24 protein-coding genes, 1 tRNA gene, 1 pseudogene and 1 riboswitch are annotated in these 25,113 nt (G+C 63.2%); of the genes and pseudogenes, 17 read left to right on the forward strand and 9 right to left on the reverse strand.

Going from position 1 to position 25,113, the window contains the following annotated elements; genetic code table 11:
- Position 1: 1 nt before the first annotated feature.
- The 6 genes and pseudogenes from murA to JHX88_RS06050 form a co-directional block, all read left to right on the forward strand.
- A complete protein-coding gene (murA, locus tag JHX88_RS06025; protein ID WP_076525179.1) occupies positions 2-1,273 on the forward strand; it encodes a UDP-N-acetylglucosamine 1-carboxyvinyltransferase in 1,272 nt (423 codons plus the stop codon).
- A 3-nt stretch (positions 1,274-1,276) separates the two neighbouring features.
- A complete protein-coding gene (locus tag JHX88_RS06030) occupies positions 1,277-1,753 on the forward strand; it encodes a DUF2948 family protein (RefSeq protein ID WP_076525177.1) in 477 nt (158 codons plus the stop codon).
- A gap of 44 nt (positions 1,754-1,797) precedes the next feature.
- Complete coding sequence (locus JHX88_RS06035) at positions 1,798-2,289, forward strand: GNAT family N-acetyltransferase (protein WP_076525175.1); 492 nt, start codon at positions 1,798-1,800, stop codon at positions 2,287-2,289.
- An 86-nt stretch (positions 2,290-2,375) separates the two neighbouring features.
- Complete coding sequence (nth, locus tag JHX88_RS06040; protein ID WP_076525173.1) at positions 2,376-3,038, forward strand: endonuclease III; 663 nt, start codon at positions 2,376-2,378, stop codon at positions 3,036-3,038.
- A complete protein-coding gene (locus tag JHX88_RS06045) occupies positions 3,035-4,048 on the forward strand; it encodes an adenosine kinase (RefSeq protein ID WP_076525171.1) in 1,014 nt (337 codons plus the stop codon). Before nth ends, JHX88_RS06045 begins: the two co-directional genes overlap by 4 nt.
- A gap of 108 nt (positions 4,049-4,156) precedes the next feature.
- Positions 4,157-4,297: pseudogene (locus JHX88_RS06050) on the forward strand (transposase); the annotation flags it as partial.
- On the opposite strand, the gene JHX88_RS06055 reads toward JHX88_RS06050, so the two are convergent.
- Positions 4,291-4,380 (reverse strand) — tRNA-Ser (locus JHX88_RS06055). The pseudogene JHX88_RS06050 and the gene JHX88_RS06055 sit on opposite strands and share 7 nt — an antisense overlap.
- Before the next feature lie 514 nt (positions 4,381-4,894).
- A complete protein-coding gene (locus tag JHX88_RS06060; protein ID WP_076525169.1) occupies positions 4,895-5,401 on the reverse strand; it encodes a hypothetical protein in 507 nt (168 codons plus the stop codon).
- A gap of 114 nt (positions 5,402-5,515) precedes the next feature.
- Here JHX88_RS06060 and JHX88_RS06065 point away from each other — a divergent pair, with 114 nt between their 5' ends.
- Positions 5,516-5,926 (forward strand): SufE family protein, encoded by a 411-nt coding sequence (locus JHX88_RS06065; protein ID WP_076525167.1) that lies wholly within the window; start codon positions 5,516-5,518, stop codon positions 5,924-5,926.
- Here JHX88_RS06065 and mnmA read toward each other — a convergent pair.
- Positions 5,898-7,070 carry a tRNA 2-thiouridine(34) synthase MnmA gene (gene mnmA / locus JHX88_RS06070; RefSeq protein WP_076525165.1) on the reverse strand — a complete coding sequence of 391 codons (1,173 nt, stop codon included), beginning with the start codon at positions 7,068-7,070 and terminating at the stop codon, positions 5,898-5,900. The two genes, JHX88_RS06065 and mnmA, sit on opposite strands and share 29 nt — an antisense overlap.
- 154 nt (positions 7,071-7,224) lie before the next feature.
- Between mnmA and sciP the strand changes: the two genes are divergently transcribed.
- The 5 genes from sciP to thiD all read left to right on the forward strand — a co-directional run bounded on the left by sciP (position 7,225) and on the right by thiD (position 13,830).
- Entirely contained in the window at positions 7,225-7,491 is a 267-nt protein-coding gene (sciP, locus tag JHX88_RS06075) for a CtrA inhibitor SciP (protein ID WP_076525163.1), read from the forward strand.
- A gap of 100 nt (positions 7,492-7,591) precedes the next feature.
- Positions 7,592-8,302: a response regulator transcription factor CtrA gene (gene ctrA / locus JHX88_RS06080; RefSeq protein ID WP_076525161.1), complete on the forward strand. Its 711-nt coding sequence runs from the start codon at positions 7,592-7,594 to the stop codon at positions 8,300-8,302.
- Positions 8,303-8,482: 180 nt separating this feature from the next.
- Positions 8,483-10,678: an NAD-dependent DNA ligase LigA gene (ligA, locus tag JHX88_RS06085; protein WP_076525467.1), complete on the forward strand. Its 2,196-nt coding sequence runs from the start codon at positions 8,483-8,485 to the stop codon at positions 10,676-10,678.
- Complete coding sequence (gene recG / locus JHX88_RS06090; RefSeq protein ID WP_076525159.1) at positions 10,654-12,774, forward strand: ATP-dependent DNA helicase RecG; 2,121 nt, start codon at positions 10,654-10,656, stop codon at positions 12,772-12,774. Before ligA ends, recG begins: the two co-directional genes overlap by 25 nt.
- 129 nt (positions 12,775-12,903) lie before the next feature.
- Positions 12,904-12,994, forward strand: a riboswitch (TPP riboswitch).
- A gap of 41 nt (positions 12,995-13,035) precedes the next feature.
- Positions 13,036-13,830, forward strand: a complete 795-nt coding sequence (thiD, locus tag JHX88_RS06095; RefSeq protein ID WP_076525157.1) for a bifunctional hydroxymethylpyrimidine kinase/phosphomethylpyrimidine kinase — start codon at positions 13,036-13,038, stop codon at positions 13,828-13,830.
- 498 nt (positions 13,831-14,328) lie between these two features.
- Here the strand turns inward: thiD and JHX88_RS06100 are convergent, their stop codons facing one another.
- Positions 14,329-14,772, reverse strand: coding sequence for an iron-sulfur cluster assembly scaffold protein (locus tag JHX88_RS06100; protein ID WP_076525155.1), 444 nt, complete (start codon positions 14,770-14,772; stop codon positions 14,329-14,331).
- A 61-nt stretch (positions 14,773-14,833) separates the two neighbouring features.
- Between JHX88_RS06100 and hisI the strand changes: the two genes are divergently transcribed.
- Entirely contained in the window at positions 14,834-15,190 is a 357-nt protein-coding gene (gene hisI / locus JHX88_RS06105; RefSeq protein WP_076525153.1) for a phosphoribosyl-AMP cyclohydrolase, read from the forward strand.
- Here hisI and gluQRS read toward each other — a convergent pair.
- The 5 genes from gluQRS to JHX88_RS06130 form a co-directional block, all read right to left on the reverse strand.
- A complete protein-coding gene (gene gluQRS, locus JHX88_RS06110; protein WP_076525151.1) occupies positions 15,187-16,038 on the reverse strand; it encodes a tRNA glutamyl-Q(34) synthetase GluQRS in 852 nt (283 codons plus the stop codon). The two genes, hisI and gluQRS, sit on opposite strands and share 4 nt — an antisense overlap.
- Positions 16,020-17,357: a methylenetetrahydrofolate--tRNA-(uracil(54)-C(5))-methyltransferase (FADH(2)-oxidizing) TrmFO gene (trmFO, locus tag JHX88_RS06115; protein WP_076525149.1), complete on the reverse strand. Its 1,338-nt coding sequence runs from the start codon at positions 17,355-17,357 to the stop codon at positions 16,020-16,022. Before trmFO ends, gluQRS begins: the two co-directional genes overlap by 19 nt.
- Before the next feature lie 118 nt (positions 17,358-17,475).
- A complete protein-coding gene (locus JHX88_RS06120) occupies positions 17,476-18,126 on the reverse strand; it encodes a 50S ribosomal protein L25/general stress protein Ctc (protein ID WP_076525147.1) in 651 nt (216 codons plus the stop codon).
- Between the two features lie 102 nt (positions 18,127-18,228).
- A complete protein-coding gene (locus JHX88_RS06125) occupies positions 18,229-19,395 on the reverse strand; it encodes an alpha-hydroxy acid oxidase (protein ID WP_076525145.1) in 1,167 nt (388 codons plus the stop codon).
- A gap of 56 nt (positions 19,396-19,451) precedes the next feature.
- Positions 19,452-19,715, reverse strand: coding sequence for a hypothetical protein (locus JHX88_RS06130; RefSeq protein WP_076525143.1), 264 nt, complete (start codon positions 19,713-19,715; stop codon positions 19,452-19,454).
- Between the two features lie 85 nt (positions 19,716-19,800).
- Between JHX88_RS06130 and JHX88_RS06135 the strand changes: the two genes are divergently transcribed.
- From JHX88_RS06135 to rpoD, 4 genes are all read left to right on the forward strand, one after another.
- Positions 19,801-20,388 (forward strand): TetR/AcrR family transcriptional regulator, encoded by a 588-nt coding sequence (locus JHX88_RS06135; protein WP_076525141.1) that lies wholly within the window; start codon positions 19,801-19,803, stop codon positions 20,386-20,388.
- Positions 20,366-20,830 (forward strand): iron chaperone, encoded by a 465-nt coding sequence (locus tag JHX88_RS06140; protein ID WP_084203031.1) that lies wholly within the window; start codon positions 20,366-20,368, stop codon positions 20,828-20,830. The genes JHX88_RS06135 and JHX88_RS06140 overlap by 23 nt, the downstream gene beginning before the upstream one ends.
- A 139-nt stretch (positions 20,831-20,969) precedes the next feature.
- Positions 20,970-22,895, forward strand: a complete 1,926-nt coding sequence (dnaG, locus tag JHX88_RS06145) for a DNA primase (RefSeq protein ID WP_076525139.1) — start codon at positions 20,970-20,972, stop codon at positions 22,893-22,895.
- A gap of 148 nt (positions 22,896-23,043) precedes the next feature.
- Positions 23,044-25,032: an RNA polymerase sigma factor RpoD gene (gene rpoD, locus JHX88_RS06150; protein WP_076525137.1), complete on the forward strand. Its 1,989-nt coding sequence runs from the start codon at positions 23,044-23,046 to the stop codon at positions 25,030-25,032.
- Positions 25,033-25,113: the final 81 nt, after the last annotated feature.

Here is a 25,113-nt window from a genome sequence, read left to right on the forward strand (position 1 = left end):
AATGGACCAGATCATCGTTCAGGGGAACGGCCCCCTACAGGGCGAAATTCCGATTGCGGGGGCAAAGAATGCCTGCCTCACGCTGATGCCCGCGACGCTATTGACGGATCAGCCGCTGACGCTGACCAATGCGCCGCGGCTGTCGGATATCCGCACCATGACCGAGCTCTTGCAAAGTCTTGGCGCCGAAGTCGCCAGCCTGCAGGAGGGTAAGGTATTGTCGCTCTCCAGCCATGCGCTGGACAGCCATCGCGCCGAATATGACATCGTGCGCAAGATGCGCGCCTCGATCCTCGTGCTCGGCCCTATGCTGGCACGGGATGGCCGTGCCGAGGTTTCGCTGCCTGGTGGTTGCGCGATCGGCGCGCGTCCGGTCGATCTGCATCTCAGGGCGCTGGAGGCGATGGGCGCCGAACTGGATTTGCGCGACGGTTATGTCTATGCGAAAGCCCCTTCCGGGGGGCTGCAAGGCGCGGTCGTGGAATTTCCGCTGGTCTCTGTCGGCGCGACCGAGAACGCTCTGATGGCCGCGACGCTGGCGCGGGGCACCACAGTGCTGAAGAACGCCGCCCGCGAGCCCGAGATCTCTGACCTGGCCCGATGCCTGCGCCGCATGGGTGCACAGATCGACGGCGAGGGAACCGACACGATCACCATTCAGGGGGTCGATTCACTGGGGGGGGCGACGCATCCGGTGGTGACCGACCGGATCGAACTCGGCACCTATATGCTGGCCCCCGCCATGTGTGGCGGCGAGGTCGAACTGCTGGGCGGTCGCATCGATCTGCTGGCGTCCTTTTGCGAAAAGCTGGACGAGGCCGGGATCAGCGTCGAGGAAACTGCGCGCGGCCTCGTGGTGGCGCGGCGCAATGGCCGGGTGCGGGCGGTCGATGTGACGACCGAACCCTATCCGGGCTTTCCCACCGATCTGCAGGCGCAATTCATGGCGCTGATGTGCCTGGCCGAGGGCACCAGCACGCTGGAAGAGACGATTTTCGAGAACCGCTTCATGCACGCCCCGGAGCTGACCCGGATGGGTGCGCAGATCGAGGTGCATGGCGGTCATGCGAAGGTTACAGGGGTCGAGGAATTGCGCGGGGCTCCGGTCATGGCGACCGATCTGCGCGCCTCTGTCAGCCTGATCCTTGCAGGGATGGCCGCCGAGGGGCAGACCACGGTCAGCCGCGTCTACCATCTGGATCGCGGTTATGAACATGTCGTGGGAAAGCTGCGTGGGGTAGGCGCTCATATCGAGCGTGTGAAAGAGGAGTAAGGAATGGTCGAAGACGCCCGTTTTGCCGATGCCGATCCGCGTCCGATGACGCTGAAGGCCGAGGATGAGGCCGATCTGCGGATATTCTCGGCGCTGGTGCAGGACGCGATCCTGCCTGCCTCGGAAATCAGCTTCGATCCGAAGGCGCGGCGTCTGGCCCTGCTGTTGAACCGCTTCCGTTGGGAGGATGCCGAGCAGGCGCGGGCCGAAGGGCGCGGATTCGAGCGGGTCCGGGCGCTTCTGATTGTGAATGACGTGCTGGATCTGCACAGCGACGGAATAGATCGCGATGGCGATACGGTGCTGGAACTGCTGGCGCTGAGCTGGGCACCCGGCGAAGATGGCACCGGGCGATTGTCGCTGGAATTCGCCGGGGATGGCACGCTGGCGGCCGAGGTCGAATGCATCAACCTTGATCTGCGGGACGTGACGCAGCCTTATCTCGCTCCATCGGGTAAGGTGCCGTCGCATCCCGAGTGATCTGGCCGGGTGATTCAGGTATTTATCGCAAAGAAGAAACTGCCATGGTGAAGGTCTGGCACCTCGATCCTGGGTGCGCTGCCGAGTGGCGCGAGATCCGGCTGGCCTCGTTGCGCGACGCACCCGAGGCCTTCGATGCGACATTTTCGGAATGGCGGGACCGGCCGCTGGCAGATTTCGCGGCGCGGCTTGAAACGGTTCCGACATTCGCGGCGGGGGACGAGATCGGCTGCGCTTTGGCAGTCGCGTCATGGCAGGCAGGACTGGAACCGCACGATGCGGAACGCGGCTGGCTGCTATCGGTCTTTGCCCGGCCCGAGGCGCGCGGGTGCGGCTATGCCGAGGCGGCGATCCGGGCGGTTCTGCAGGATGCGGCAATGGCGGGAATGCGCTCGGTCGGGCTGCATGTGCTGGCGTCGAATTGGGCGGCGCAGGCGCTGTATCGGCGCATGGGATTTCGCGAAACCGGACGTACGAGCGTAACCAATAGCCGGGGCGAGCCTGAAGTCGAGATGATCTTGCCGCTTCAGAAATAATCTCAACAGGAATAGCGCGCTTTCCACCGAATTTTAGACATCGGCGGCTTGCATTGCGGCACGGGCGGGGTCAAAACCGGCTGATCATGGTTCAATCTCGCCGTTTGCCCTCTGCGCTGCCCTTTGTCGATCAGATCGCGATATTCTCGCGATTGGCCGAGGCGAATCCGCATCCCGAGACCGAACTGGAATTCACCAATCCCTATACGCTGGTCGTGGCAGTGGCCCTGTCGGCGCAGGCGACCGATGTGGGGGTGAACAAGGCGACGAAGGGGCTGTTTGCCGTGGCCGATACGCCGGCCAAGATGCTGGAACTGGGACTCGAAGGCGTGACCGAACATATCAGGACGATCGGGCTTTACCGACAAAAAGCCAAGAATGTCATCGCCTTGTCGCAGATACTGGTGGATGAGTATGGCGGCGAGGTTCCCGATAGCCGTGCTGCCCTGATGAGCCTGCCCGGAGTGGGGCGCAAGACCGCGAATGTGGTGCTCAACTGCGCCTTTGGCCATCCATCGCAGGCGGTGGATACGCATATTTTTCGCGTCGGCAATCGCACGCGCGTGGCTCCGGGACGTGATGTCAACGCGGTAGAGCGTGCGATCGAGGATAATGTGCCGGTGCGGTTCCAGAACCATGCCCATCACTGGCTGATCCTGCATGGCCGCTATATCTGCCAGGCACGCCGCCCGCGCTGCGGGATCTGCACCATCGCCGACCTGTGCCCCTATGAGGAGAAGACCGAATGACCACCCCCTACGTGATCGGCATCGGCAATGCGGTGATGGATGTTATCTCTCCCACGGACGATGATCGGCTCCAAGCCCTGGGTATAGAGAAGGGCATCATGCAACTGATCGAGCGTGAGCGGTCGGAATACCTGATGGCCGCGCAGGCCGACGATCACGGGCCGGGGCAGGCCGAGGCGCGGCTGGTGCCGGGCGGATCGGTGGCCAATACACTGGCCGGGATCGGGGCGATGGGGCTGCGCACAGCCTTTATCGGGCGGGTCGCCGATGACAGCCTGGGCCGGACCTATGCCGACAAGACCGAGGCGGCGGGGACGCGTTTCGTCAACCCGCCGGTCAAGGGCGATGTCCTGCCCACTTCGCGCAGCATCATCCTTGTGACGCCGGATGGCGAACGGTCGATGAATACCTATCTGGGCATCTCGACCGAACTGGGTCCGGAACATGTCGCGCCCGAAGTGTTCGAGGGCGCTGGCTGGTTGTTCCTCGAAGGTTATCTCTTCGACAAACCCAAGGGGAAAGAGGCTTTTCTGAAGGCCGCGAAATGCTGTCATGAAGCCGGCGGGCTAGCGGGCATTGCCCTGTCCGATCCGTTCTGCGTGGATCGCCACCGCGAGGATTTCCGGCGGCTCGTGGCGGGGCCGATGGATTACGTGATCGGCAATGTCCATGAATGGACCTCGCTCTATCAGACCGAGGATCTCGAGGTCGCTTTGGCGCAGGCCGTGGCGGATTGCGGCACGGTGATCTGCACCCGTTCGGGCGAGGACGCGATCCTGATTCGCGATGGTGAACGGGTTCTGGCACCGGTGCATAAGGTGGTGCCGGTGGATGCCACGGGGGCAGGGGACCAGTTCGCCGCCGGGTTGATCCACGGCTTGGCCACGGGCGCACCGCTGGAAATTGCCGGACGAATGGGTTGCATCGCCGCGGCCGAAGTGATCGGCCATGTCGGGCCGCGGCCCGAGCGGGATATCCTGGCGGATTTCCGGGCCGAAGGCTTGATCTGATCGCGGCGGTTGCCGCTGGTCTCAGCGTGCTCTGCCTACTGAAAACGGGACCGTTTGAGGTTAGAGTTCTCGGCTACTCTTTCTTGGCTGGGAGAGGAGCGGAAACGCATAAAAGCATCGAAGTTCATGGGCGCACAGAAGGCGTTCATTCTGAAGCAGGGCGAAGACGGGATGCCCGTGGCCGAGATTTACCGCAAGGCGGGGATAAGCCAGGCGACCTATTTCAACTGGAAGAAAAATTATGGCGGAGCAGGTGGGATTCGAACCCACGGGACCATCTCTGGCCCGGCCGATTTCAAGTCGGCTGCCTTAGACCACTCGACCACTGCTCCGCCCGTCTACCTACTTGCTACTTTGGGATTTGCCAAGGCAGAGTGAGGATAATCTTCCCTGTTTTTAGCGGGTGCATTCGTAGAACTTATACAGTCTTTTTCAGTTTTTTGGCGGGGGTAATGCCGCCGATGCCTAGGTTCGGGCGGTCGTTGTTGTAAGTCCAGAACCGTTGTGTGGCGTGATCCTGAGCCTCTTCGATGATTCGATCCAGGCTTCGAATAACTCTCTCTGCAAGCCGCGAAAAGTCGATCTCGATGACCTAGCCTTGCGGGCACCGGTCAGACCGGCAAGCAGATCGGCGATCTCCTCGTTCAACTTGCCGATAAAGCCCCGCTTATCCAGCCCCTTACTATCGGGGGGTATCCACTCAGTGTGGAGTAACACCAGCTCTTCTACCAGATTCGGGCCCGTCGTGACGCAGGTTCAAGGCCGGTGCACTAAACCACACTGCCCCACCCCCGAGGCATGCTCGATTATCTTGCCGCGTGGGCAGGCGCAATCTCTCGGCGCAACTCAGCGGCGCAATGTGACCACGTTCGAGGCTCCGGCAATCTCGACCCGGGTCACGCCGGCAAGCTGCGTATTCGACAAGGACAATGCTGCCGTGATAGAATCGACAGCCGGATTGGTGGGGAGCCGGGCCGCTTCGTCCGTTGGAGGCGGTGGAACCGCCACGAAACGCAGCCGCAGCACGCCATCGGGGTCGGGCGATATGCGTCCGCGCGGCTGTGGGCGCAGGGTGACAAGTTCGGCATCGTGATAACCCTTGGTCGGAGCGATGCCCGTGACCACGAGCAGACGCCCTTCGTTCAGTGGCTCCCACCTTGCCGACAGGATCTGGGGGATGCCGGCGCGGCGATCGCCCGCAGCTTCATAGCCGCCTTCGGGGGCAAGCGTAGTGGCTTGGTCTCTGCTGCCGCCTCCCCAGCCAAGCGGGTTCCAGCCGCTGTCGCTGAATCGGCCGCCACAGCCGGACAGCAGCAGCGCAGAGATCAGCAGAGGTGCGGTCAGTTTCGTCATTTGGCTTCCCCCGAAGGTTTTGCCCGATTGTTAGGGGAAAGTGACGCGTCGTTAAAGCCTCTTTGACCTTCGCCCCCGCCCGCGTTAATCCGTCATCGAAAAAAGGAGCCCCCAATGGCCAGTCCCGCATTCGAAGACATCGCTGACACTTTCGACTTCCTGGATGACTGGGAGGAGCGCTACCGGCATGTGATCGAGCTGGGTAAGGCCATGCCCCCGATGGAACCGGCGCTGCAGGTGCCCGCGACGAAGGTCGAGGGTTGCGCCAGCCAGGTCTGGATCATGCCGCGGATCGAGGATGGGCGCTTCGATTTCATGGGCGATAGCGATGCGATGATCGTGCGCGGGCTGATCGCGATCCTGCATGCGCTCTATTCCGGCCTGACCGTGGCAGAGGTGGGGCAGGTGGATGCGCAGGCCGAACTGGCGCGGCTTGGACTGGACGAGCATCTGTCATCGCAGCGCTCGAACGGTTTGCGCGCCATGGTGGTGCGGATCAGGCAGCTCGCTGCCGCCGCAGCGTGATCCAGCCACCGCCCAGCACGCGGGTGCCGTCGGTTTCATAGAACACGCAGGCCTGGCCGGGGCTGACACCTTCCTCGGCATCCAGCAATTCGACCTCGGCACGGCCATTTTCCAATGGGCGCAGGATCGCCGGGCGCGGAGGCCGGGTCGAGCGGATGCGGACCGAGCAGGGGATCTCGCCCGTGAATGGCTGATCGCCCAGCCAGTTGACTTCGGAGACCGGAACGATGGTCGTGGCCAGCTCGGATTTCGGGCCGACGATCACTTGCCGGGTTTCGGGATCGAGGCGGACGACATAGAGCGGTTCGCCCAATCCACCGATGCCCAGCCCGCGGCGCTGGCCGACCGTGTAATGGATCACGCCGCGATGTTGGGCCAGCACGTTACCCTCCATATCCACGATTTCGCCCGGATCGGCGGCGCCGGGGCGCAGCTTTTCGATCACGCTCGCATAATCGCCATTCGGCACGAAGCAGATATCCTGGCTGTCGGGCTTGTCGGCAACCGACAGGCCGTATTCGGTGGCCAGCGCCCGGGTTTCTGCCTTGCTGACCAGATGGCCGAGCGGAAAGCGCAGGTAATCCAGCTGCTCTTGCGTGGTCGAGAACAGGAAATAGCTTTGATCGCGGGCCGGATCGGCGGCCATGTGCAGTTCGGCCCGCCCGGCACCGGGTTTGCGCTGGATATAATGTCCGGTCGCCATGCAATCGGCATCCAGGTCGCGCGCGGTTTCCAGCAGGTCGCGGAACTTCACCCGCTCGTTGCAGCGGATGCAGGGCACCGGGGTCGCCCCGGCCAGGTAGGCATCGGCGAATTCGTCGATGACCGATTCGCGGAACTTGTTCTCGTAATCCAGAACGTAATGCGGAAAGCCCATCCGCTCGGCCACCCGGCGGGCATCGTGAATATCCTGCCCGGCACAGCAGGCGCCTTTCTTGGCCAGCGCCGCGCCGTGATCGTAAAGCTGCAGCGTGACCCCGATCACGTCATAACCCTCTGATTTCAGCTTGGCAGCCACGACCGAACTGTCGACGCCGCCCGACATCGCCACCACCACGCGCGTCTGCGCGGGCGGTTTGGCAAAGCCGAGGCTGTTCAATTCGGCATCGCGCGCCGGGGCGCGATCGGGGGCAAGAAAGATCATGGATGGGCTCCGGGCCAAGTGGCCATCATCGATTTACGTAGAAATATAGGCAAATGCCAAGCATTCTCAACCCGAACAATGCATCGGGCTAACCCGGAATTAAGCTTTTTGTGACCAGAATTCCCTGACTTTATCAAGAACAGGGAACAGAGTCGTGACGAAGAAAGACCGCCCTCTGACCGCGACCTTGCCGGATGGGACGATCCTGACGGTTGCGGATTTGCCGCCACCTTCGACCCGTTGGGTTGCATCTCGCAAGGAAACTGTCGTGAATGCAGTCGCTTACGAGTTGATCTCACGCGAAGAGGCACTGGAGCGATACGGCCTCTCCGAGGAGGAGTTCGATAGCTGGTGCCGTGCGATGATCGAGCACGGACCTGCTGCATTGAAGGTGACGTTACTGCAGCGTTACAGAAAATAGTGGATCTCGGAGGAAACAACTTTAAGGTGCATTAAGATTCCTTAAATACAATCTGAAGTAACCTTACCGGAATCATAGATCGACCAGGACCACGGATGTCATGAGAATTTTGCTAGTAGAAGATGACCCCAGCACCGCCCGCGCCATCGAACTGATGCTGGTTTCCGCCAGTTACAATGTTTTCGTCACCGATATGGGTGAGGAAGGCATCGATCTGGCAAAGCTTTACGATTACGATCTGATCCTCCTGGATCTGGACCTGCCCGACATGAATGGCATGGAGGTCGTGCGGAATATCCGCCTCGCCCGGATCGATACGCCGATCCTCATCCTGACCGGCTCGGATGACATGGAAGACAGGCTGCGCGGTTTCGGCTTCGGGGCTGACGATTACATGACCAAGCCCTTTAACCGCGAGGAGTTGCAGGCCCGTATCCGCGCCATCGTGCGCCGTTCGCAGGGGCATAGTCAGGCGATCATCCAGATCGGCGAGATCACGGTGAACCTTGATGCCCGCGCGGTCGAGGTGCGGGGCAGGCCGGTTAATCTGACCGGCAAGGAATACCAGATCGTCGAGCTTCTGGCGATGCGCAAGGGCACCACGCTGACCAAGGAGATGTTCCTCAACCATCTCTATGGGGGCATGGACGAACCCGAGTTGAAAATCATCGATGTCTTCATCTGCAAGCTACGCAAGAAGCTGTTCGAGGCGCTTGGCTATGACAGCCCGATCGAAACGGTCTGGGGGCGCGGCTATGTGATGCGTGACCCGGCTCCCGTGGAAGAGAGGAAGGTAGCCGTCGGAGGCTGATCTCGCGGACCGCCGCGAACGATGCTGCCCGCGTTGGCGGGCGGTGTCGTCGTCTCTCCTCTTGCCAGCCGCGAATATTGCTGCTTCCACTCTGGGCGACGGCCCCTGCTGCGTCGTATAAGGGGCCGGCATCGCCCGGCCCGGGCGATGCGGCAAGATGGCATGACGGAACGGATCGGAATGGCGGAACGACAGTTGGATGATGAGGCTCCGGGCGGCGGCGCGGTGCAGGTAAGCGAGTTGACGGCGCAGCAGGCCGCTGACGAGATCGCCAATCTTTCGGCACGCCTCACGCAGGCGAACGAGGATTACCACGGCAGGGACAAGCCGCAGATCTCCGATGCGGATTACGACGCGCTGAAACTCCGCCTCTCGGCGCTGGAGGAAGCCTTTCCCGATCTGCGCGCTGCCGACAGCCCGACTGGCAAGGTAGGCGCCGCCCCGGCCGAGGGTTTCGGCAAGGTCACCCATTCGCAACGGATGATGTCTCTGGGAAATGCCTTCAATGAAGAGGATGTGCAGGATTTCGTGACCCGAATCCGCAGCTTCCTGAACCTGCCTGAGGATGCGCCACTGGCGTTCACCGCCGAGCCCAAGATCGACGGGCTGTCGCTGTCGCTACGCTACGAGGATGGCGAATTGGTGCAGGCGGCCACGCGCGGCGACGGCACGGTCGGCGAGAATGTCACCGCCAATGCCCGCACCATCGCCGATATTCCCCAGAAGCTGAAGGCCGACGCTCCCGGCATCGTCGAGATCCGGGGCGAAGTTTACATGTCGCATGACGATTTCGCCCGCCTCAATGCCGGGGATACGGGGCGCGTCTTTGCCAATCCACGCAATGCCGCCGCAGGCTCGCTGCGCCAACTTGATCCCAAGATCACCGCCAGCCGCCCGCTGAAATTTTTTGCCTATAGCTGGGGCGAACTGACCGCGCCGCTGGCCGAAACCCAGATGGGCGCGGTCGAACGGCTGGCCGAGTTGGGTTTCACGACCAATCCGCTCACCCGGCTCTGCCACGACGCTGCCGGGATGATCGCGGTCTGGGCCGAGATCGAACAGCAGCGCGCCACGCTTGGCTATGACATCGACGGGGTGGTCTACAAGGTCAATGACCTGGGCTACCAGGCCCGGCTCGGCTTCCGCTCGACCACGCCGCGTTGGGCGATCGCGCATAAATTCCCCGCCGAGACCGCCTGGACCCGCCTTGACCGGATCGAGATCCAGGTTGGCCGCACCGGCGCCCTGTCCCCGGTCGCGCGGCTGGAGCCGGTGACGGTGGGCGGGGTCGTCGTCTCGAACGCGACGCTGCATAACGAGGATTACATTGCCGGTCGCGACAATGCCGGCAACCTGATCCGTGAGGGCCGCGATATCCGCGAGGGCGATTGGGTCAAGGTCTACCGCGCGGGCGACGTGATTCCCAAGATCGCCGATGTGGACCTTTCGCGGCGCATCAGCGACATGCCCTACCAGTTCCCGACACATTGCCCCGAATGCGGCTCGGAGGCGATCCGCGAACCGGGCGATTCCGTGCGCCGCTGTTCGGGCGGCCTGATATGCCCGGCGCAGGCCATCGAGAAACTGAAGCATTTCGTCAGTCGCTCGGCCTTCGATATCGAGGGGCTGGGGGCAAAGCAGATCGAGATGTTCTTTGCCGATGACGCCCTGCCGATCCGCGAGCCCGCCGATATCTTCACCCTGGCCGAGCGCGACGCGGCGAACCTGCCCAAGCTGAGGAACCGCGACGGTTTCGGCGCGCGATCCACCGAGAAACTCTTCGCCGCGATCGAGGAAAAGCGACGTATCCCCTTGGCGCGTTTCCTTTTTGCCCTGGGCATCCGGCATCTGGGCGAAGTGGCGGGGACGACCCTGGCCCGGCATTTCGGCACATGGGAGGCGCTGATCGCCACCATCGACGGCGCAGCGGCAGAACCCGCCTTCACCGCCGAGGACGACAAGGCCCGCCGCGCCGTGCTGGAAGACAGCCCCAACTGGGCCGAGTTGACCGGCATCGACGGGATCGGCGCGGTGCTGGTGCAATCGCTGGTCACCACCTTCACGCAACCGCGCGAGCGTGAAAGCATCGACCGCTTGACCTCGATGCTGACCATCCTGCCTGCCGAAACCCCGGCATCCGCGCAAACCGAGATCAGTGGCAAGACGCTGGTCTTCACAGGCACGTTGGAGCGCATGACCCGCGCCGAGGCCAAGGCGCGGGCCGAGGCGATGGGGGCCAAGGTCGCGGGCTCGGTCAGTGCCAAGACCGATCTGCTGATCGCCGGGCCCGGCGCGGGATCAAAGGCCAAGAAGGCCGCCGACCTGGGCGTGGGTATCATCGACGAGGATGAATGGATGCGGATCGCCGGGCAATGAGCGGGGCGAAGGGCAGACCCCCGTCGCTGTTTCCGCTGTTTGCGGAGATCGACACCTTGCCGGGGATCGGGCCCAAGGGCCGGGACGCGCTGGCGCAGATGGGGATAGAGCGTCCGCGCGACCTGGTCATGACCCTTCCGACCGGTGGCATCACCCGCCGCCAGATCGACCGGATCTCCGATGCACGGCCGCCTGAAATCGTCACCATCGCGGTCACTGTGACCCGGCATTTCCCGCCCGCTTCTCGCGGCCGCCCATGGCGCGTGCACTGCACCGATGCGCATGGCGGCGATTTGACGCTGGTCTTCTTTCACCCCCGCCGCGACTGGATCGAAAGCCAGCTTCCCACCGATGCGCGCCGGATCGTCAGCGGCAAGCTGGAACTGTTCGACGGTCTCGCCCAGATCGTCCATCCCGACCATATGCTGCGCGAGGGCGAGGCATTGCCCGCCGCGTTCGAGCCGGTCTATCCGCTGTCACAGGGCCTGACCCAACGGATGATGTCCAAGGCCGTGACTGCCGCGATGGAACGCATGCCCGAGGTCGAGGAATGGATCGATCCGCAGCTTCTGAAAGATCGCGGCTGGCCCGGCTTCACTGATGCGTTGCAACAGGCCCACGCGCCCGAATCGCCGCGGGACCTGTCGCCCGACAGCCCGGCGCGGGCGCGGCTGGCCTATGATGAATTTCTCGCCCACCAGATGACGCTGGCGCTGGTGCGGCGCGAGAAACGGCGGTTGAGGGGCAGGCCGACGCAGGGCGATGGTCGCTTGCGTCAGGCGGTGCTGGCCAGCCTGCCCTGGCCGCCGACCGGGGCTCAGACTCGTGCGGTCGAAGAAATCTCTGCCGATTTGGCCAGCGACCGGCGCATGAACCGGCTGCTGCAGGGCGATGTCGGCTCGGGCAAGACGCTGGTCGCGATGCTGTCGGCGCTGGTTGCGGTCGAGGCAGGGGGGCAGGCGGTGTTGATGGCCCCGACCGAGCTTCTCGCCCGCCAGCATGCCCGTGCGCTTGAGCCGCTGGCGCGGGCGGCGGGCGTTCGGCTGGCCGCGCTGACCGGTCGCGACAAGGGCGAGATGCGGGCGCAGCTGCTCGAAGACCTCGCGCAGGGCCGCGTCGATATCCTTGTCGGCACCCATGCGGTGTTCCAGAAGGATGTGCATTTTTACGATCTGCGCCTTGCCATCATCGACGAACAACACCGTTTCGGCGTCGCGCAGCGGCTGGAACTGTCGGCCAAGGGCGACGTGCCCCCCGACATGCTGATCATGACCGCGACGCCGATCCCCCGCTCGCTGGCGCTGACGCAATATGGCGATCTCGACCTGTCGGTGCTGGACGAGAAACCGCCGGGGCGGCAGCCGATTACGACCGTGATGATCTCGGACCAGCGGCTGGACGAGGTGACTGCGCGCCTGCATGCCGTACTTGAACAGGGGGCGCGGGCCTATTGGGTCTGCCCGCTGGTCGATGAAAGCGAACTCAGCGACCTGACTGCCGCCGAGGCGCGGTTCCAGTCGCTGCGGGCGCAGTTCGGCGAGGATGTGCGGCTGATCCATGGTCAGATGCCCGCCGATCAGCGCGACGCCGCCATGGCGGATTTCGCATCGGGCCGGGCGCGGATTCTTGTCGCGACCACGGTGATCGAGGTCGGCGTGGATGTGCCTGAAGCCACGATCATGGTGATCGAGCGGGCCGAGAGCTTTGGCCTCGCCCAGCTTCACCAGCTTCGCGGGCGGGTCGGGCGCGGGCAGGGGGCCTCGACCTGCCTGCTGATGTATCACCCGCCCCTGGGCGAGACCGGCGCCCGCCGGCTGACCACGCTGCGCGATACCGAGGACGGGTTCCGCATCGCCGAGGTGGATCTGGAGATGCGCGGCGCGGGCGACGTGATCGGCACTGCGCAATCGGGACTGCCGCGCTTTCATATCGGCGATCTGGAGCATCAGCCCGCGTTGATGGCCGTGGCCCGGCAAGATGCCCGCGCATTGTTGGAACGCGATCCGGCGCTGGATTCGGCGCGGGGGCGAGCAGTGCGTTTCCTGATGTGGCTGATGCAGCAGGATCAGGCGATCCGACTGATTTCCGTGGGGTGAGTCCGGCTTCATTGCGTCCCGCGATGGCTGGGGCTCTGCCCCAGACCCCGGGATATTTGCATGAAGAAGAAATGGGACGAGCCCGGCACAATCCCGAAGGTTGCGCCCATGGCCCGGATCTGGTCTTGTGAGCCGTGACGGGGGCGCCCATCCGGGCTGAGATGCACCCTTTGAACCTGAACCAGATCATGCTGGCGGAGGAAGTCGCGTTGCCGTCATGGCCTTCACATGTCGCCCGCGTGCCGCGCCGGGGGAGGCAAGATGATTCCGAATATTCTGTCGATCGCGGGCTCCGATCCTTCGGGCGGGGCGGGAATCCAGGCCGATCTCAAGGCGATTTCGGCCAATGGCGGCTATGGCATGGCCGCGATCACTGCCCTGACCGTGCAGAACACGCAGGGCGTCAGCGCGGTTCAGATGGTGCCGCCGGATTTCGTGGCGGCGCAGATCGGGGCGGTTTTCGACGATATCCGCGTCGATGCCGTCAAGATCGGCATGCTGGGGGATGCGGCGGTGATCGCTGCCGTGGCGCGGGCGCTGGAGGGGCGGGGTTGTCCCATCGTGCTGGACCCGGTGATGGTTGCCAAGGGTGGCGACCGGCTGCTGGCGGTCGATGCAGTTGCGGCACTGCGCGAGTTGCTGATCCCGCGCGCCACGATCATCACCCCGAACCTGCCCGAGGCCGCCGATCTGCTTGGATGCGCCGAAGCGCGGGATCGCGCGGGGATGGAGGCGCAGGCAAGTGCTTTGATGGACCTGGGGCCGCAGGCGGTCCTGCTGAAGGGTGGGCATCTGGGAGGGGCCGACTCGCCGGATCTGTTGGTTAGCGCGAATCGGATACAGTGGTTGGAGAGCGCGCGCCACGCGACTCGCAACAGCCATGGAACAGGATGCACGCTGTCTTCGGCACTGGCCACGCAGCTGGCCTTGTCGGAGGAGGTTGGACAAGCCGTGGAAGCCGCAAAATCATATGTTTACAGGGCATTGATTGCCGCTGACCGGCTTCGGGTCGGGCAGGGACACGGCCCCCTGGATCATTTCTGGGCGCTTCGATAATTCAAAATGTTCTCATAAAGTTCTTTACAGGCGGGTGCGGATATGAGAACAAAGCAGCAACACGAAGGAGTTGCCATCATGAACCGCGAATTCGTTTCCGATCTGCTCGGCGTTGCCGCATTGTCCGTGACCACCATCGTCATTCTCTGGCTGCCAGCCATCCTGCAAGCCTGACCTACTGCCCCGCGTTGCATCATCGGCGCCGCGCCTGTGCGCCGTCACTGTCTCCCTGCACGCGCAACTTGACCGGCCCCATCGCGGGCCGGTTTTTTCTTTGCCGAGATCGATTGCACTGGCGTCACGCAAAGGTGAAGACGGCAGGGAAGCGTGCGTTGCCTGTGTACGGGTTGTGTACGCCCTGTGCATATCTGGTGTACCGGTTGTGCAGCCCGAAATCCGGCATTTACTATGTCAGGCGGCGGCCGCCGTTGCACATGACAACGGGGCGCAACGCTCGTAACCGTTGCGTGGTGTTTTCCGAATGCGCTGCGGGAAGGGTCAGGCCCCTGCCTGCGCCTCGTCCATGGCCGCGAGTGTCGCTTCCCATGCCAGCAGGATCGAAGCATGGCGGTTCGGGTATTCCCGCGCCGGCAGCAATGCCTCGAGTTCAGCAAAGGGCGCGCCCGGCGCCTCTCCACCCTGTTTCAGCATGGATTTCAGCTGGTCGCGGGTCGTCTCGATTTGCTCGCGCGTTTGGCCGATGACCGCCGAGCCGAGCACGGAGGCTGAAGCCTGCCCTAGGGCGCAGGCGCGGACTTGTTGAGCGAATTCAGCTATTTGATCATCTTGCACGATGACGTCCACGGTCACCGAGGACCCACAATGGGGCGAGCGGCGCATGGCGCTGCCTTCGGGGGCGGTCAGCCGCCCCTGATGCGGGATCGAGGTGGTCAGCGCCAGAATCCGGCGCGAGTAGAGTTGCATCAGATCGCTATCGCTCATCGGTCTTCCCCGCGCGGTCCATTCGTCCTAGATAGGTGTCCCGATTGCGAAAGGAAACCCGATGTTCGACCCGGCCAGCCTGAAGTACGATGCGAACGGCCTGATCCCGGTCATTGCGCAGGACGATTCCAGTAGCGAGGTGCTGATGATGGCCTGGATGAATGCCGAGGCCATCGCCCGAACATTGCAGACAGGGCGCGTCACCTATTGGTCGCGTTCCCGCAAGTCCTTCTGGATCAAGGGGGAAAGCTCGGGCCATGTGCAGGAGCTGGTCGAGCTGCGCGTCGATTGCGACCGCGACTGCCTGCTGGCGCTGGTCCGGCAGACCGGCCCGGCCTGCCACACCAACAGGCGCAGCTGCTTCTATACGGCGATCCGCGAAGGGGAAGAGGTCGAAATCATGCGGCCGATGGCCTAGAATCCGACCAGGCGGCGAAGGTCAGCGGGGCTGGTGCCTTCGTCGCGGTAATGGCGGATGGTGCGGGCATCGTCGCGCTTGGCCAGCCGCTTGCCGGTATCGTCCCGGATCAACCGGTGATGGTGGTAAAGGGGCGTCGGCAGCTTCAGCAGTTTCTGAAGAAGAGTATGTATCCACGTGGAATCGAACAAATCTTTTCCGCGTGTGACAATATCTATGCCCTGCGCCGCATCATCCACGACCACCGCCAGGTGATAGGATGTGCCCATGCCGCGCCTGGACAGGATCACGTCGCCGATCCCGTCCAGGAACTCGTCGCGGGTAAGGCTGTGGTCATGTCCGGGCATGATGGTCTCGTCGCGAAAACTCAACCGATCCAGTCCGAGGGCGTCAAAGGCGCGGGCGGTGTCCAGCCTGATGACATCATCGGGCGCCGCCTTGGACAGGTGACGCCCCCGACAGGTTCCGGGATAGATCAGGCCGTCAGGTCCGGCGGGCAGGGCGCCTTCCTGCGGGGCTGACAGTGCCGCGCGGATATCGCCTCGGCGGCAGCGGCACGGATATGAGAAGGGCGCCAACTGTGCCAAGGCGGCACGATAGGCTTCCATCCGCTCGGATTGCCGCATGACCGGGCGCTGCCATTCCAGGCCCAGCCATGCCAGATCCTCGTATATTGCTGCTTCGAATTCGGTCTTGCAGCGGTCGCGGTCGATATCCTCGATCCGCAGCAGGAACTGTCCTTCAGAGGCTTCGCGGGCGGCGACAAGCGCGGCATAGGCATGGCCCAGATGCAAAAGCCCGGTCGGCGAAGGGGCGAAGCGGCCGCGTCTTACTGTGTCGCCAGCCATGCCCGGAAATCGTCCTTGGCGCGCTGCGTATAGGCCGGGTAGCGGTCTTTCCGTCCCTTGCGTCCGCTTCGCATCTCTTCCAGCGGCGGAAACAGCCCGAAATTCACGTTCATGGGCTGGAAGGTCTTTGCCTCCGCCCCGCCGGTGATGTGATTGACCAGCGCGCCCATCGCCGTGGTGAAGGGCGGCGGCCCCAGGTCGTCTCCACGTGCCTGCGCTGCGGCCATGCGTCCGGCCAGCAGCCCCATCGCGGCGCTTTCGACATAGCCTTCGACGCCGGTGACCTGTCCGGCAAAACGCAGATTGGGGCGTTTGCGTAGCCGCATCCGGTCGTCCAGCAGGGTGGGCGAGTTCAGGAAACTGTTGCGATGGATGCCACCAAGCCGGGCAAAGCTGGCATCCTGCAATCCCGGGATCATCCGGAACACCTCGGTCTGTGCCCCGTATTTCATCTTGGTCTGGAAGCCTACGATATTATAAAGCGTTCCCAAGGCATTATCGCGCCGAAGCTGGACCACCGCATAGGCTTTTTCCTCAGGCTTGTGGGCATTGGTCAGCCCCACCGGCTTCATCGGCCCATGGCGCAGGGTTTCGCGGCCACGCTCGGCCATCACCTCGATGGGCAGGCAGCCATCGAAGTAACCGGCGGTTTCGCCTTCGCGGAACTCGGTCTTGTCGGCGGCCAGCAGCGCGTCGATGAAGGCCTCGTATTCGTCCCGGTTCATCGGGCAGTTGATATAGGCGCGGCGCTCGGCCTCGGTTTCGCCCTTGTCGTAGCGGCTCTGCTCCCATGCCACACCCATGTCGATCGTGTCGGCATGGACGATCGGGGCGATGGCGTCGAAGAAGGCCAGCGCCTCGGTGCCGGTCACCGCCCGGATCGAGCCCGCCAGCCGGTCGGATGTCAGCGGCCCGGTGGCGACGATCCAACTTCCTTCGGTGGGCAAATCGTCGATCTCGCCCGTGCGGATCTCGATCAGCGGCTCGGCTTGCAGCGCCTCTGTCACCGCTTGCGAGAAAGCCTCTCGGTCCACGGCCAGCGCGCCGCCCGCGGGCAGGCGATGCTTGTCGGCCATGGACATGATCAACCCGTCCGCCGTCCGCATTTCCCAGTGCAACTGCCCCACGGCGTTCATCACGTCGTCGTCCGAGCGGAAAGAGTTCGAGCAGACCATCTCGGCGCAATCGCCGGTCTTGTGGGCGAAGGTCCCGACAGCCGGGCGCATCTCGTGCAGGATCACCGGGACGCCGCTGCGGGCCGCTTGCCATGCGGCCTCGGATCCGGCGAGGCCGGCGCCGATGATGTTGACGGGCTCCATGCGGTCCTCTTTGCGATAAGTTCGACAGGCTGCTTGGCTAGCAGTGACCGGGCGAAAAGGAAAGGGCGGCGCCGCAGTGGCACCGCCCTCGATCCATGTCCACGATGGGACAGGGCGATTATTCTTCTGCGGCCTCTTCGGTCGCTTCCTCTTCGGTCGCGGCGCTTTCGTCCTCTTCCTCGTCATCGCTGGAGCGCAGCGCGGAAGGCGCGGCGATATTGGCGATGGCGAAGTTGCGGTCGATGGTCGGCTTGGCACCGGCGGGCAGCTTGACGTCCTCGATATGAACGCCGTCGCCGATTTCCAGCCCCGACAGGTCGACGGTGATCTGTTCGGGAATGTCGCCCGCGGTCACGATCAGTTCGACTTCCGAACGGACGGTCACGATCGTTCCGCCCTTGCGCAGGCCGGGGCAGTCATCATGGCCGGTGAATTCGACCGGAATGAACAGTTTTACCTTCGAGGTGCGGCGCAGGCGCATGAAATCGACATGGATCGGCAGATCCTTGACGACATCCTTCTGAACGCCACGGCAGATGACGCGGACGTCTTCCTGTCCGTCGACCTTCAGGTTCCACAGCGTGGACGTGAAACGCCCGGCGCGCAGCTTGGTCAGCAGGTCGTTGAAGTTGAAGGCGACTGGAACGGGGTCCTTGTGGTCGCCATATACGATGCCGGGCACCTTGCCTTCGCGGCGAGCTTGGCGGGCGGCCCCCTTGCCTGTCCCCGCGCGTGCCTCGGCCACCAGATCCGGGATCTCTTTGGCCATGATATCTATCCTAACAGTTGTTGACACCGCCATCCTCCAAGGGTGCATGGCGGCAAGGTGGGGCCTATAGCGCAGGACAGCCGGGTTGTGAAGGGGGATTCGTCACGCTCCGTATTCGCTCAGGAACCCTTCCGGCAACAGCAGGTTATGGCGGCCGACCGCGTGGATGTCGCGCTCGCCGCACAGCGCCATGGTGGTGTCCAGCTCGCTGCGGATCACCTCCAGCGCTGCCTTTACCCCGGCCTCGCCCATCGCGCCCAGCCCGTGGACGAAGGCGCGCCCGATCCATGTGCCATGCGCCCCGAGCGCCAGCGCCTTGAGCACGTCCTGACCGCTGCGGATGCCGCTATCCATGTGGATCTCGACCTTGTCGCCCACCGCCTCGACGATATGCGGGAGCATCCTGATTGCGGACAGCGCACCGTCCAATTGCCGCCCGCCATGGTTCGAGACCACGATCGCATCCGCGCCGAAATCGGCGGCAATGCGCGCGTCCTCGGGGTCGAGAATGCCCTTCAGGATCAGCTTGCCGCCCCACATGTCGCGGATTTTCGCGATCTTGTCCCAATCGAGACGCTCGTCGAATTGCTCGTTGGTCCAACTGCTTAGCGACGACATGTCACCGACGCCTTTCGCATGGCCGACGATATTGCCAAAGGAACGCCGCCTGGTCTGTGCCATGCCCATGCACCAGCGCCATTTCGTGGCCAGGTTCATCATCGTCGGCAGGGTCAGCTTGGGAGGTGCCGACAGCCCGTTCTTCAGGTCCTTGTGCCGCTGCCCGAGGATCTGCAGATCCAGCGTCAGGACCAGTGCGTTGCACCCGGCGGCCTTGGCCCGCTCGATCATGCCGGCGACGAAATCCTGATCCTTCATCACGTAAAGCTGGAACATGAAAGGCTTGGAGATATGCGCTGCGACATCCTCGATCGAGCAGATCGACATGGTGGACAGGGTGAATGGCACGCCGGCCGCTTCGGCCGCCTTGGCCGCGAGTATCTCGCCATCGGCATGTTGCATGCCGGTCAGTCCCACCGGTGCCAGCCCGACCGGCATGCTGACCGGCAGCCCGACCATGTCCGAGGCGATGCTGCGATTCGACATGTCGACCGCCACTTTCTGCTTCAGCCGGATCTTGGCGAAATCGCTCGTGTTCTCGCGAAAGGTTTGTTCGGTATAGCTGCCCGATTCGGCGTAATCATAGAACATCCGCGGGGTCCGGGCCCGATGCAGGGCCTTCAGGTCCTCGATGCAGGTTATGACAGGCATGGCACGCTCCGATAAATTGGTAAATTTTGCTTACCAGCCTTTCCGGTGCCGCACAATCAGCCGCCGTTCCGCTGCATCCGGCGCTGGATCTCGGGTTCGATCACCGGGTGCCGCAGCGCCTCGGCCCGCGCCCGCAACGCCTCCGCCCTGGACTGCGTAGCCTCGGCCACGGCGGCTGGATCCGTGCCGTCGGGGGGAAGCTCCGGTTCGGCCAGCAATTGCTCCATGGGCAGAAGCTGCGGGTAATCTCCGCCCTGATCGGCGCAGGCCGACACAAGGGGCAATGCGGCGCAAAGCGCGATCTGGGCAATTCGTGTCATGAGGCTAGACTAGGCCTGCCGGGGCTCGGCCACAACGGCCGATCACCGCTTCCACATCGGTCGCCTTCCTCGTAAGAGTGGACCCATGGCCCGCACCCAAGGATCCCGTGCAGATATTACCGGTCCGCTCATCCGTGACCACGCCCGCCGCCTCTTCGCGCGACAGGGCTATGCCGCCGTGTCGATGCGCCAGATCGCCTCGGCGGTAGGAGTGCAGGCCGGGGCGCTCTATGCCTATACGCCCGACAAGCAGGCGCTGCTGTTTGATCTCATGGAAAGCCATATGCGGGATCTGCTTGCCGCGTGGCAGGACGAACCCGCGGCCGATCCTCTTCAACGGCTGGAGAATTTCGTCCGCTTCCATATCGGCTTCAGTCTCGATCACTCCGATGCGGTGTTCCTGTCCTATATGGAGTTGCGCAACCTGACACCCGACAATCACGCCCGGATCGCCGATCTGCGCGGGCGCTACGAGACGGCGCTGGAAAACATCCTCCGCGACGGGATCGAGTCGGGGATGATGTTCGTCGACGATCCGAAACTCGCGACCATGGCCCTGATCGCCATGCTGACGGGCGTCACGAACTGGTATCGCGAGGGCGGGCGCCTCGACCGCCAGCGGATAGGCGACATCTATTGGGGTCTTGCCCGTGGCGCTGTCGGTGCGGCATGATGGCTTCTTCTTCACATCGGCGGTCGATCAGGGCCGCGCCCACTGCTACAGTCACAAACAATCGAAAGGACCGGCGATGGTGCAATCGAAAGCTGCGACCGTCGATGATTGGCTGAGCGATCTTGCGGCGTCCGACCAGCAGGTCTTCAAGCATTTGCGCGCAGCATGCCTGCAGGAATTGCCTAATTGGGAAGAGCGAATGCAATGGGGCATGCCCGGCTACGGGCCACCCGGTCAGGACAATGCCGTCAGCTTCAATGCGCAAAAGCGGCACATCGCCTTCTACGCTGGCCCGACGGCGATCGAGCGGTTCCAAGAACGGCTTGCCGGCATCGATTGTGGCAAAGGCTGCGTACGTTATCGCAATGCCGATGACATAGACTTCGACGTAGTGCGAGCGATACTGCGCGATATCCATACGCGCGGCGAACCCATGTGCTGAAGCGAGACGCGAACAATACGCAAATGGTAAGCCATTCACTGCAACAGCGCCCGTCCGCCCAATCCCGTTGCCTCACAGGCCATCAAATATCCAAATTCCACCGCTTGCCCGCACGCGCTTCTGGCCCGATAATCACCCCATGAGTCTGCCCCCCGGTTTCCTCGATGAACTTCGCGCCCGTGTTCCGATCAGCCGCGTGATCGGGCGCAAGGTGGTTTGGGACCAGCGCAAATCCAATCAGGCGCGCGGGGATTGGTGGTCGCCATGTCCGTTCCACCAGGAAAAGACAGCCAGCTTCCACTGTGACGACCAGAAGGGCTTCTATTATTGCTTCGGCTGCCATGCCAAGGGCGACGCGCTGACCTTCCTGCGCGAAGCGGACGGGATGGAGTTCATGGAGGCGGTCAAGCATCTGGCGGCCGAGGCTGGCATGACGATGCCCGAACAGGATCCCCGCGAACGCCAGCGCAGCGACCGCCGCAGCCAGTTGCTGGAGGTGACCGAGGCCGCCTGCCGCTGGTTCCGCCTGCAACTCCAGACCGGGGCAGCCGCCGAGGCGCGCGACTACCTGGCCCGCCGGGGGCTGGACCAGGCGGCGCAGGATCGCTTTGAAATCGGCTTTGCCCCGGGAAATCGAAATGCTCTGATCCAGGCACTGCGCGAAAAGGGATATGACGAGGCGCGGATCATCGAGGCGGGGGTGGCCGCCAAGCCCGACGATGGCGGGGCGGCCTATAGCCGATTCCGCGACCGGATCATCTTTCCGATCCGCGACGGGCGGGATCGCTGCATCGGCTTCGGCGGCCGGGCGATGGATCCGAATGCGCGGGCGAAATATCTCAACAGCCCTGAAAACCCGCTCTTCGACAAGGGCCGCAATCTCTACAATATCGGCCCGGCCCGTGCTGCTGTCGCCAAGGGGCAGCCGCTGGTCGTGGCCGAAGGCTATATGGACGTGATCGCCCTAGCGCTGGCAGGGTTCGAGGGCGCCGTTGCCCCTCTTGGCACGGCGGTTACCGAAGATCAGCTTCGCCTGATGTGGCGGATCAGCCCCGAGCCGGTCATTGCGCTGGATGGCGACATTGCCGGGCAGCGCGCCGCGCAGCGGCTGGTCGATCTGGCGCTGCCATTGACCGGTCCGGGGCAGGCGCTGCGCTTTGTGCTGCTGCCCGCCGGCCAGGACCCCGACGATCTAATCAAATCCGCGGGGCAGGGCGCGATGGCCGCATTGCTGGATCAGGCCCGCCCGCTGGTCGACCTGCTCTGGACACGTGAAACCGAGGGCCAGAGCTTCGACAGTCCCGAACGCAAGGCCGCGCTGGATCGCCGCCTGCAAGAGGCGATCGCGAAAATCCCCGATGAACTGACCCGCCGTCACTACACCGACGAAATCCGCCGCAAGCGCCGTGACCTGTTCAGTGGCGACTGGAAACGTGGCACCCAGCATGACCAGAGAAAGCCCGGCAAGGGTGGTCGCGGAATGGACCGACGCGGATCAGGTCGGGTGCCGGCTTCGTTCACCCCTCTCCCGACCGTTCCGCTAGACGGACCCAATGCGACAGGCACATTTCTCGAAGGGGCTTGCCTGCTGATATGTGCCCTGCGAACCGAATTGCTGGCGACGATCGAAACGCGGCTGGAACGGCTCTTGCCCCAGGATTCCGACCGGGCGGCGCTGCTGCATGACCTGCTGACGGGAACCGATAGCGATGCTGGTCGCCGCGCCCTTGAAACGCTGCGCGCCGACGCCCATTTGGGCCTCACCCCCAGTCTGATCGAAAGTCAGGAGGCCGAGAATGTCTTGGCGATCCTGAGCAATCTTTTCGACCGGTTGGAGGCGCAACGTGCCGCAGGTGCCGAACTTGCCCGGGCCGAAGCAGAGATCCAGGGCGAGGTCGACGAAGGGCTGACCTGGCGCATGCAACAGATTACCCGCGCCCGGCACCGTGCCGAGCGCCCCGATATGGAGGATACCGGAGATCTGAACGAAGATCGCGATGCCTTGTCCGCCCAGCTCGAACAGTTTCTCAGCGGGCAGATCTGGCGCAAACCGCCGCGCCGTTGACCTTTGTCGCGAATCACACGAATCAGGTCAGCGAATCGTTAACCAACCCCGCCTATGATTCGCCCGCCAAGCGCGATAAAAGTAACCGATTCTATTCCCCGATTCGCGGACAGGCCCCGCGAAAGACCGCCCTGAGAAGGAGCCATGGATGGCCACCAAGGACGAAGAACGAGACAAGACCGACAAGGATGAGAACGCCCATTCGCTGGATATGAGCCAGGCCGCGGTCAAGAAGATGATCGCCGAGGCGAAAGAGCGTGGCTTTATCACCTATGATCAATTGAATACCGTCCTGCCGCCCGATCAGGTCAGTAGCGAACAGATCGAGGATGTGATGTCGATGCTCTCCGAGATGGGCATCAACGTCATCGAGGACGAGGAAGGCTCCGAGGAGGGCGAAGGCGGGGCCGTCGTGACGACCGATTCGGGCTCACGCGAGGTTGCGGTCGCTGCGACCGAGACCGAGAAACTCGACCGCACCGATGACCCGGTCCGGATGTATCTGCGCGAAATGGGCTCGGTCGAACTGCTTAGCCGCGAGGGCGAGATCGCCATCGCCAAGCGCATCGAGGCCGGCCGCAACACCATGATCGCGGGGCTGTGCGAAAGCCCGCTGACCTTCAAGGCCATCACCATGTGGCGCGACGAGCTTCTCGAGGAAGAGATCCTGCTGCGCGACGTGATCGATCTGGAAACCACCTTCGGCCAGTCGATGGAGGATGAGGACGGCGAGGATGTGGTGGGACTTGCACGTGCCGCCGAGAACGCGACCGCGTCCAATCAGCCCGCCGAAAAGCCGCAGGAAGAGCTGGATGCCGACGGCAATCCCATCGTCAACGATGATGATGAGGAGGACGATGGCGCCAACCTGTCCCTCGCCGCGATGGAGGCCAGCCTAAAGCCCAAGGTCCTGGAGACGCTGGACATCATTGCCGGCGATTACGAAAAGCTGGCAAACATGCAGGATCTGCGCATGTCCGCCACGCTGAACGAGGATAACAGTTTCTCGGAAGTCGCGGAATCCGACTATCAGAAGTTGCGCAGCGAGATCGTGACGCTGGTCAATTCGCTGCATCTGCATAACAACCGCATCGAGGCGCTGGTCGATCAGCTTTACGGGATCAATCGCCGTATCGTCACCATCGACAGCGGCATGGTCAAGCTGGCCGACGCGGCCCGCATCAACCGGCGCGAATTCATCGAGACCTATCGAGGTGCCGAGTTGGACCCGACCTGGGTCGACCGCATGTCGCAACAATCCGGCCGCGGCTGGCAGGCGCTGTTCGAACGTTCCCGCGACAAGGTGGAAAAGCTGCGCAACGACATGGCCGAGGTCGGCCAATATGTCGGCGTGGACATCCAGGAATTCCGCCGCATCGTCAGCCAGGTCCAGCGCGGCGAGAAAGAGGCGCGGCAGGCCAAGAAGGAAATGGTCGAGGCGAATCTGCGGCTGGTGATCTCGATTGCCAAGAAATACACCAATCGCGGCTTGCAGTTCCTTGATCTCATCCAGGAAGGCAATATCGGCCTGATGAAAGCAGTGGACAAGTTCGAGTACCGCCGCGGTTACAAGTTCTCGACCTATGCGACCTGGTGGATCCGGCAGGCGATCACTCGCTCCATTGCCGATCAGGCCCGCACGATCCGCATTCCGGTGCATATGATCGAAACGATCAACAAGCTGGTCCGCACCGGCCGCCAGATGCTGCATGAAATCGGCCGCGAGCCCACGCCCGAGGAACTGGCCGAGAAGCTGCAGATGCCGCTGGAGAAGGTCCGCAAGGTGATGAAGATCGCCAAGGAACCGATCAGCCTGGAAACGCCGATCGGCGACGAAGAGGACAGCCAGCTTGGCGATTTCATCGAGGACAAGAATGCCGTCCTGCCGCTCGATTCCGCCATTCAGGAGAACCTGAAGGAAACCACGACACGGGTTCTGTCCAGCCTGACGCCACGCGAGGAACGGGTTTTGCGGATGCGTTTCGGCATCGGCATGAACACCGATCACACGCTGGAAGAGGTCGGGCAACAGTTCAGCGTGACGCGCGAACGTATCCGGCAGATCGAGGCCAAGGCGTTGCGCAAGCTGAAACATCCCTCGCGCAGCCGCAAGCTTCGGTCCTTCCTGGATCAGTAGCGGGGGCGACTGCGGCTGTTTCGTCGCGATGGCAAGTGACGACGGTTATCATTGCGAACGACCGGATGTGAAGGCATCCGG

The sequence above is a fragment of the Paracoccus saliphilus genome (assembly GCF_028553805.1).
GTDB classification, from domain to species: Bacteria; Pseudomonadota; Alphaproteobacteria; order Rhodobacterales; family Rhodobacteraceae; genus Paracoccus; species Paracoccus saliphilus.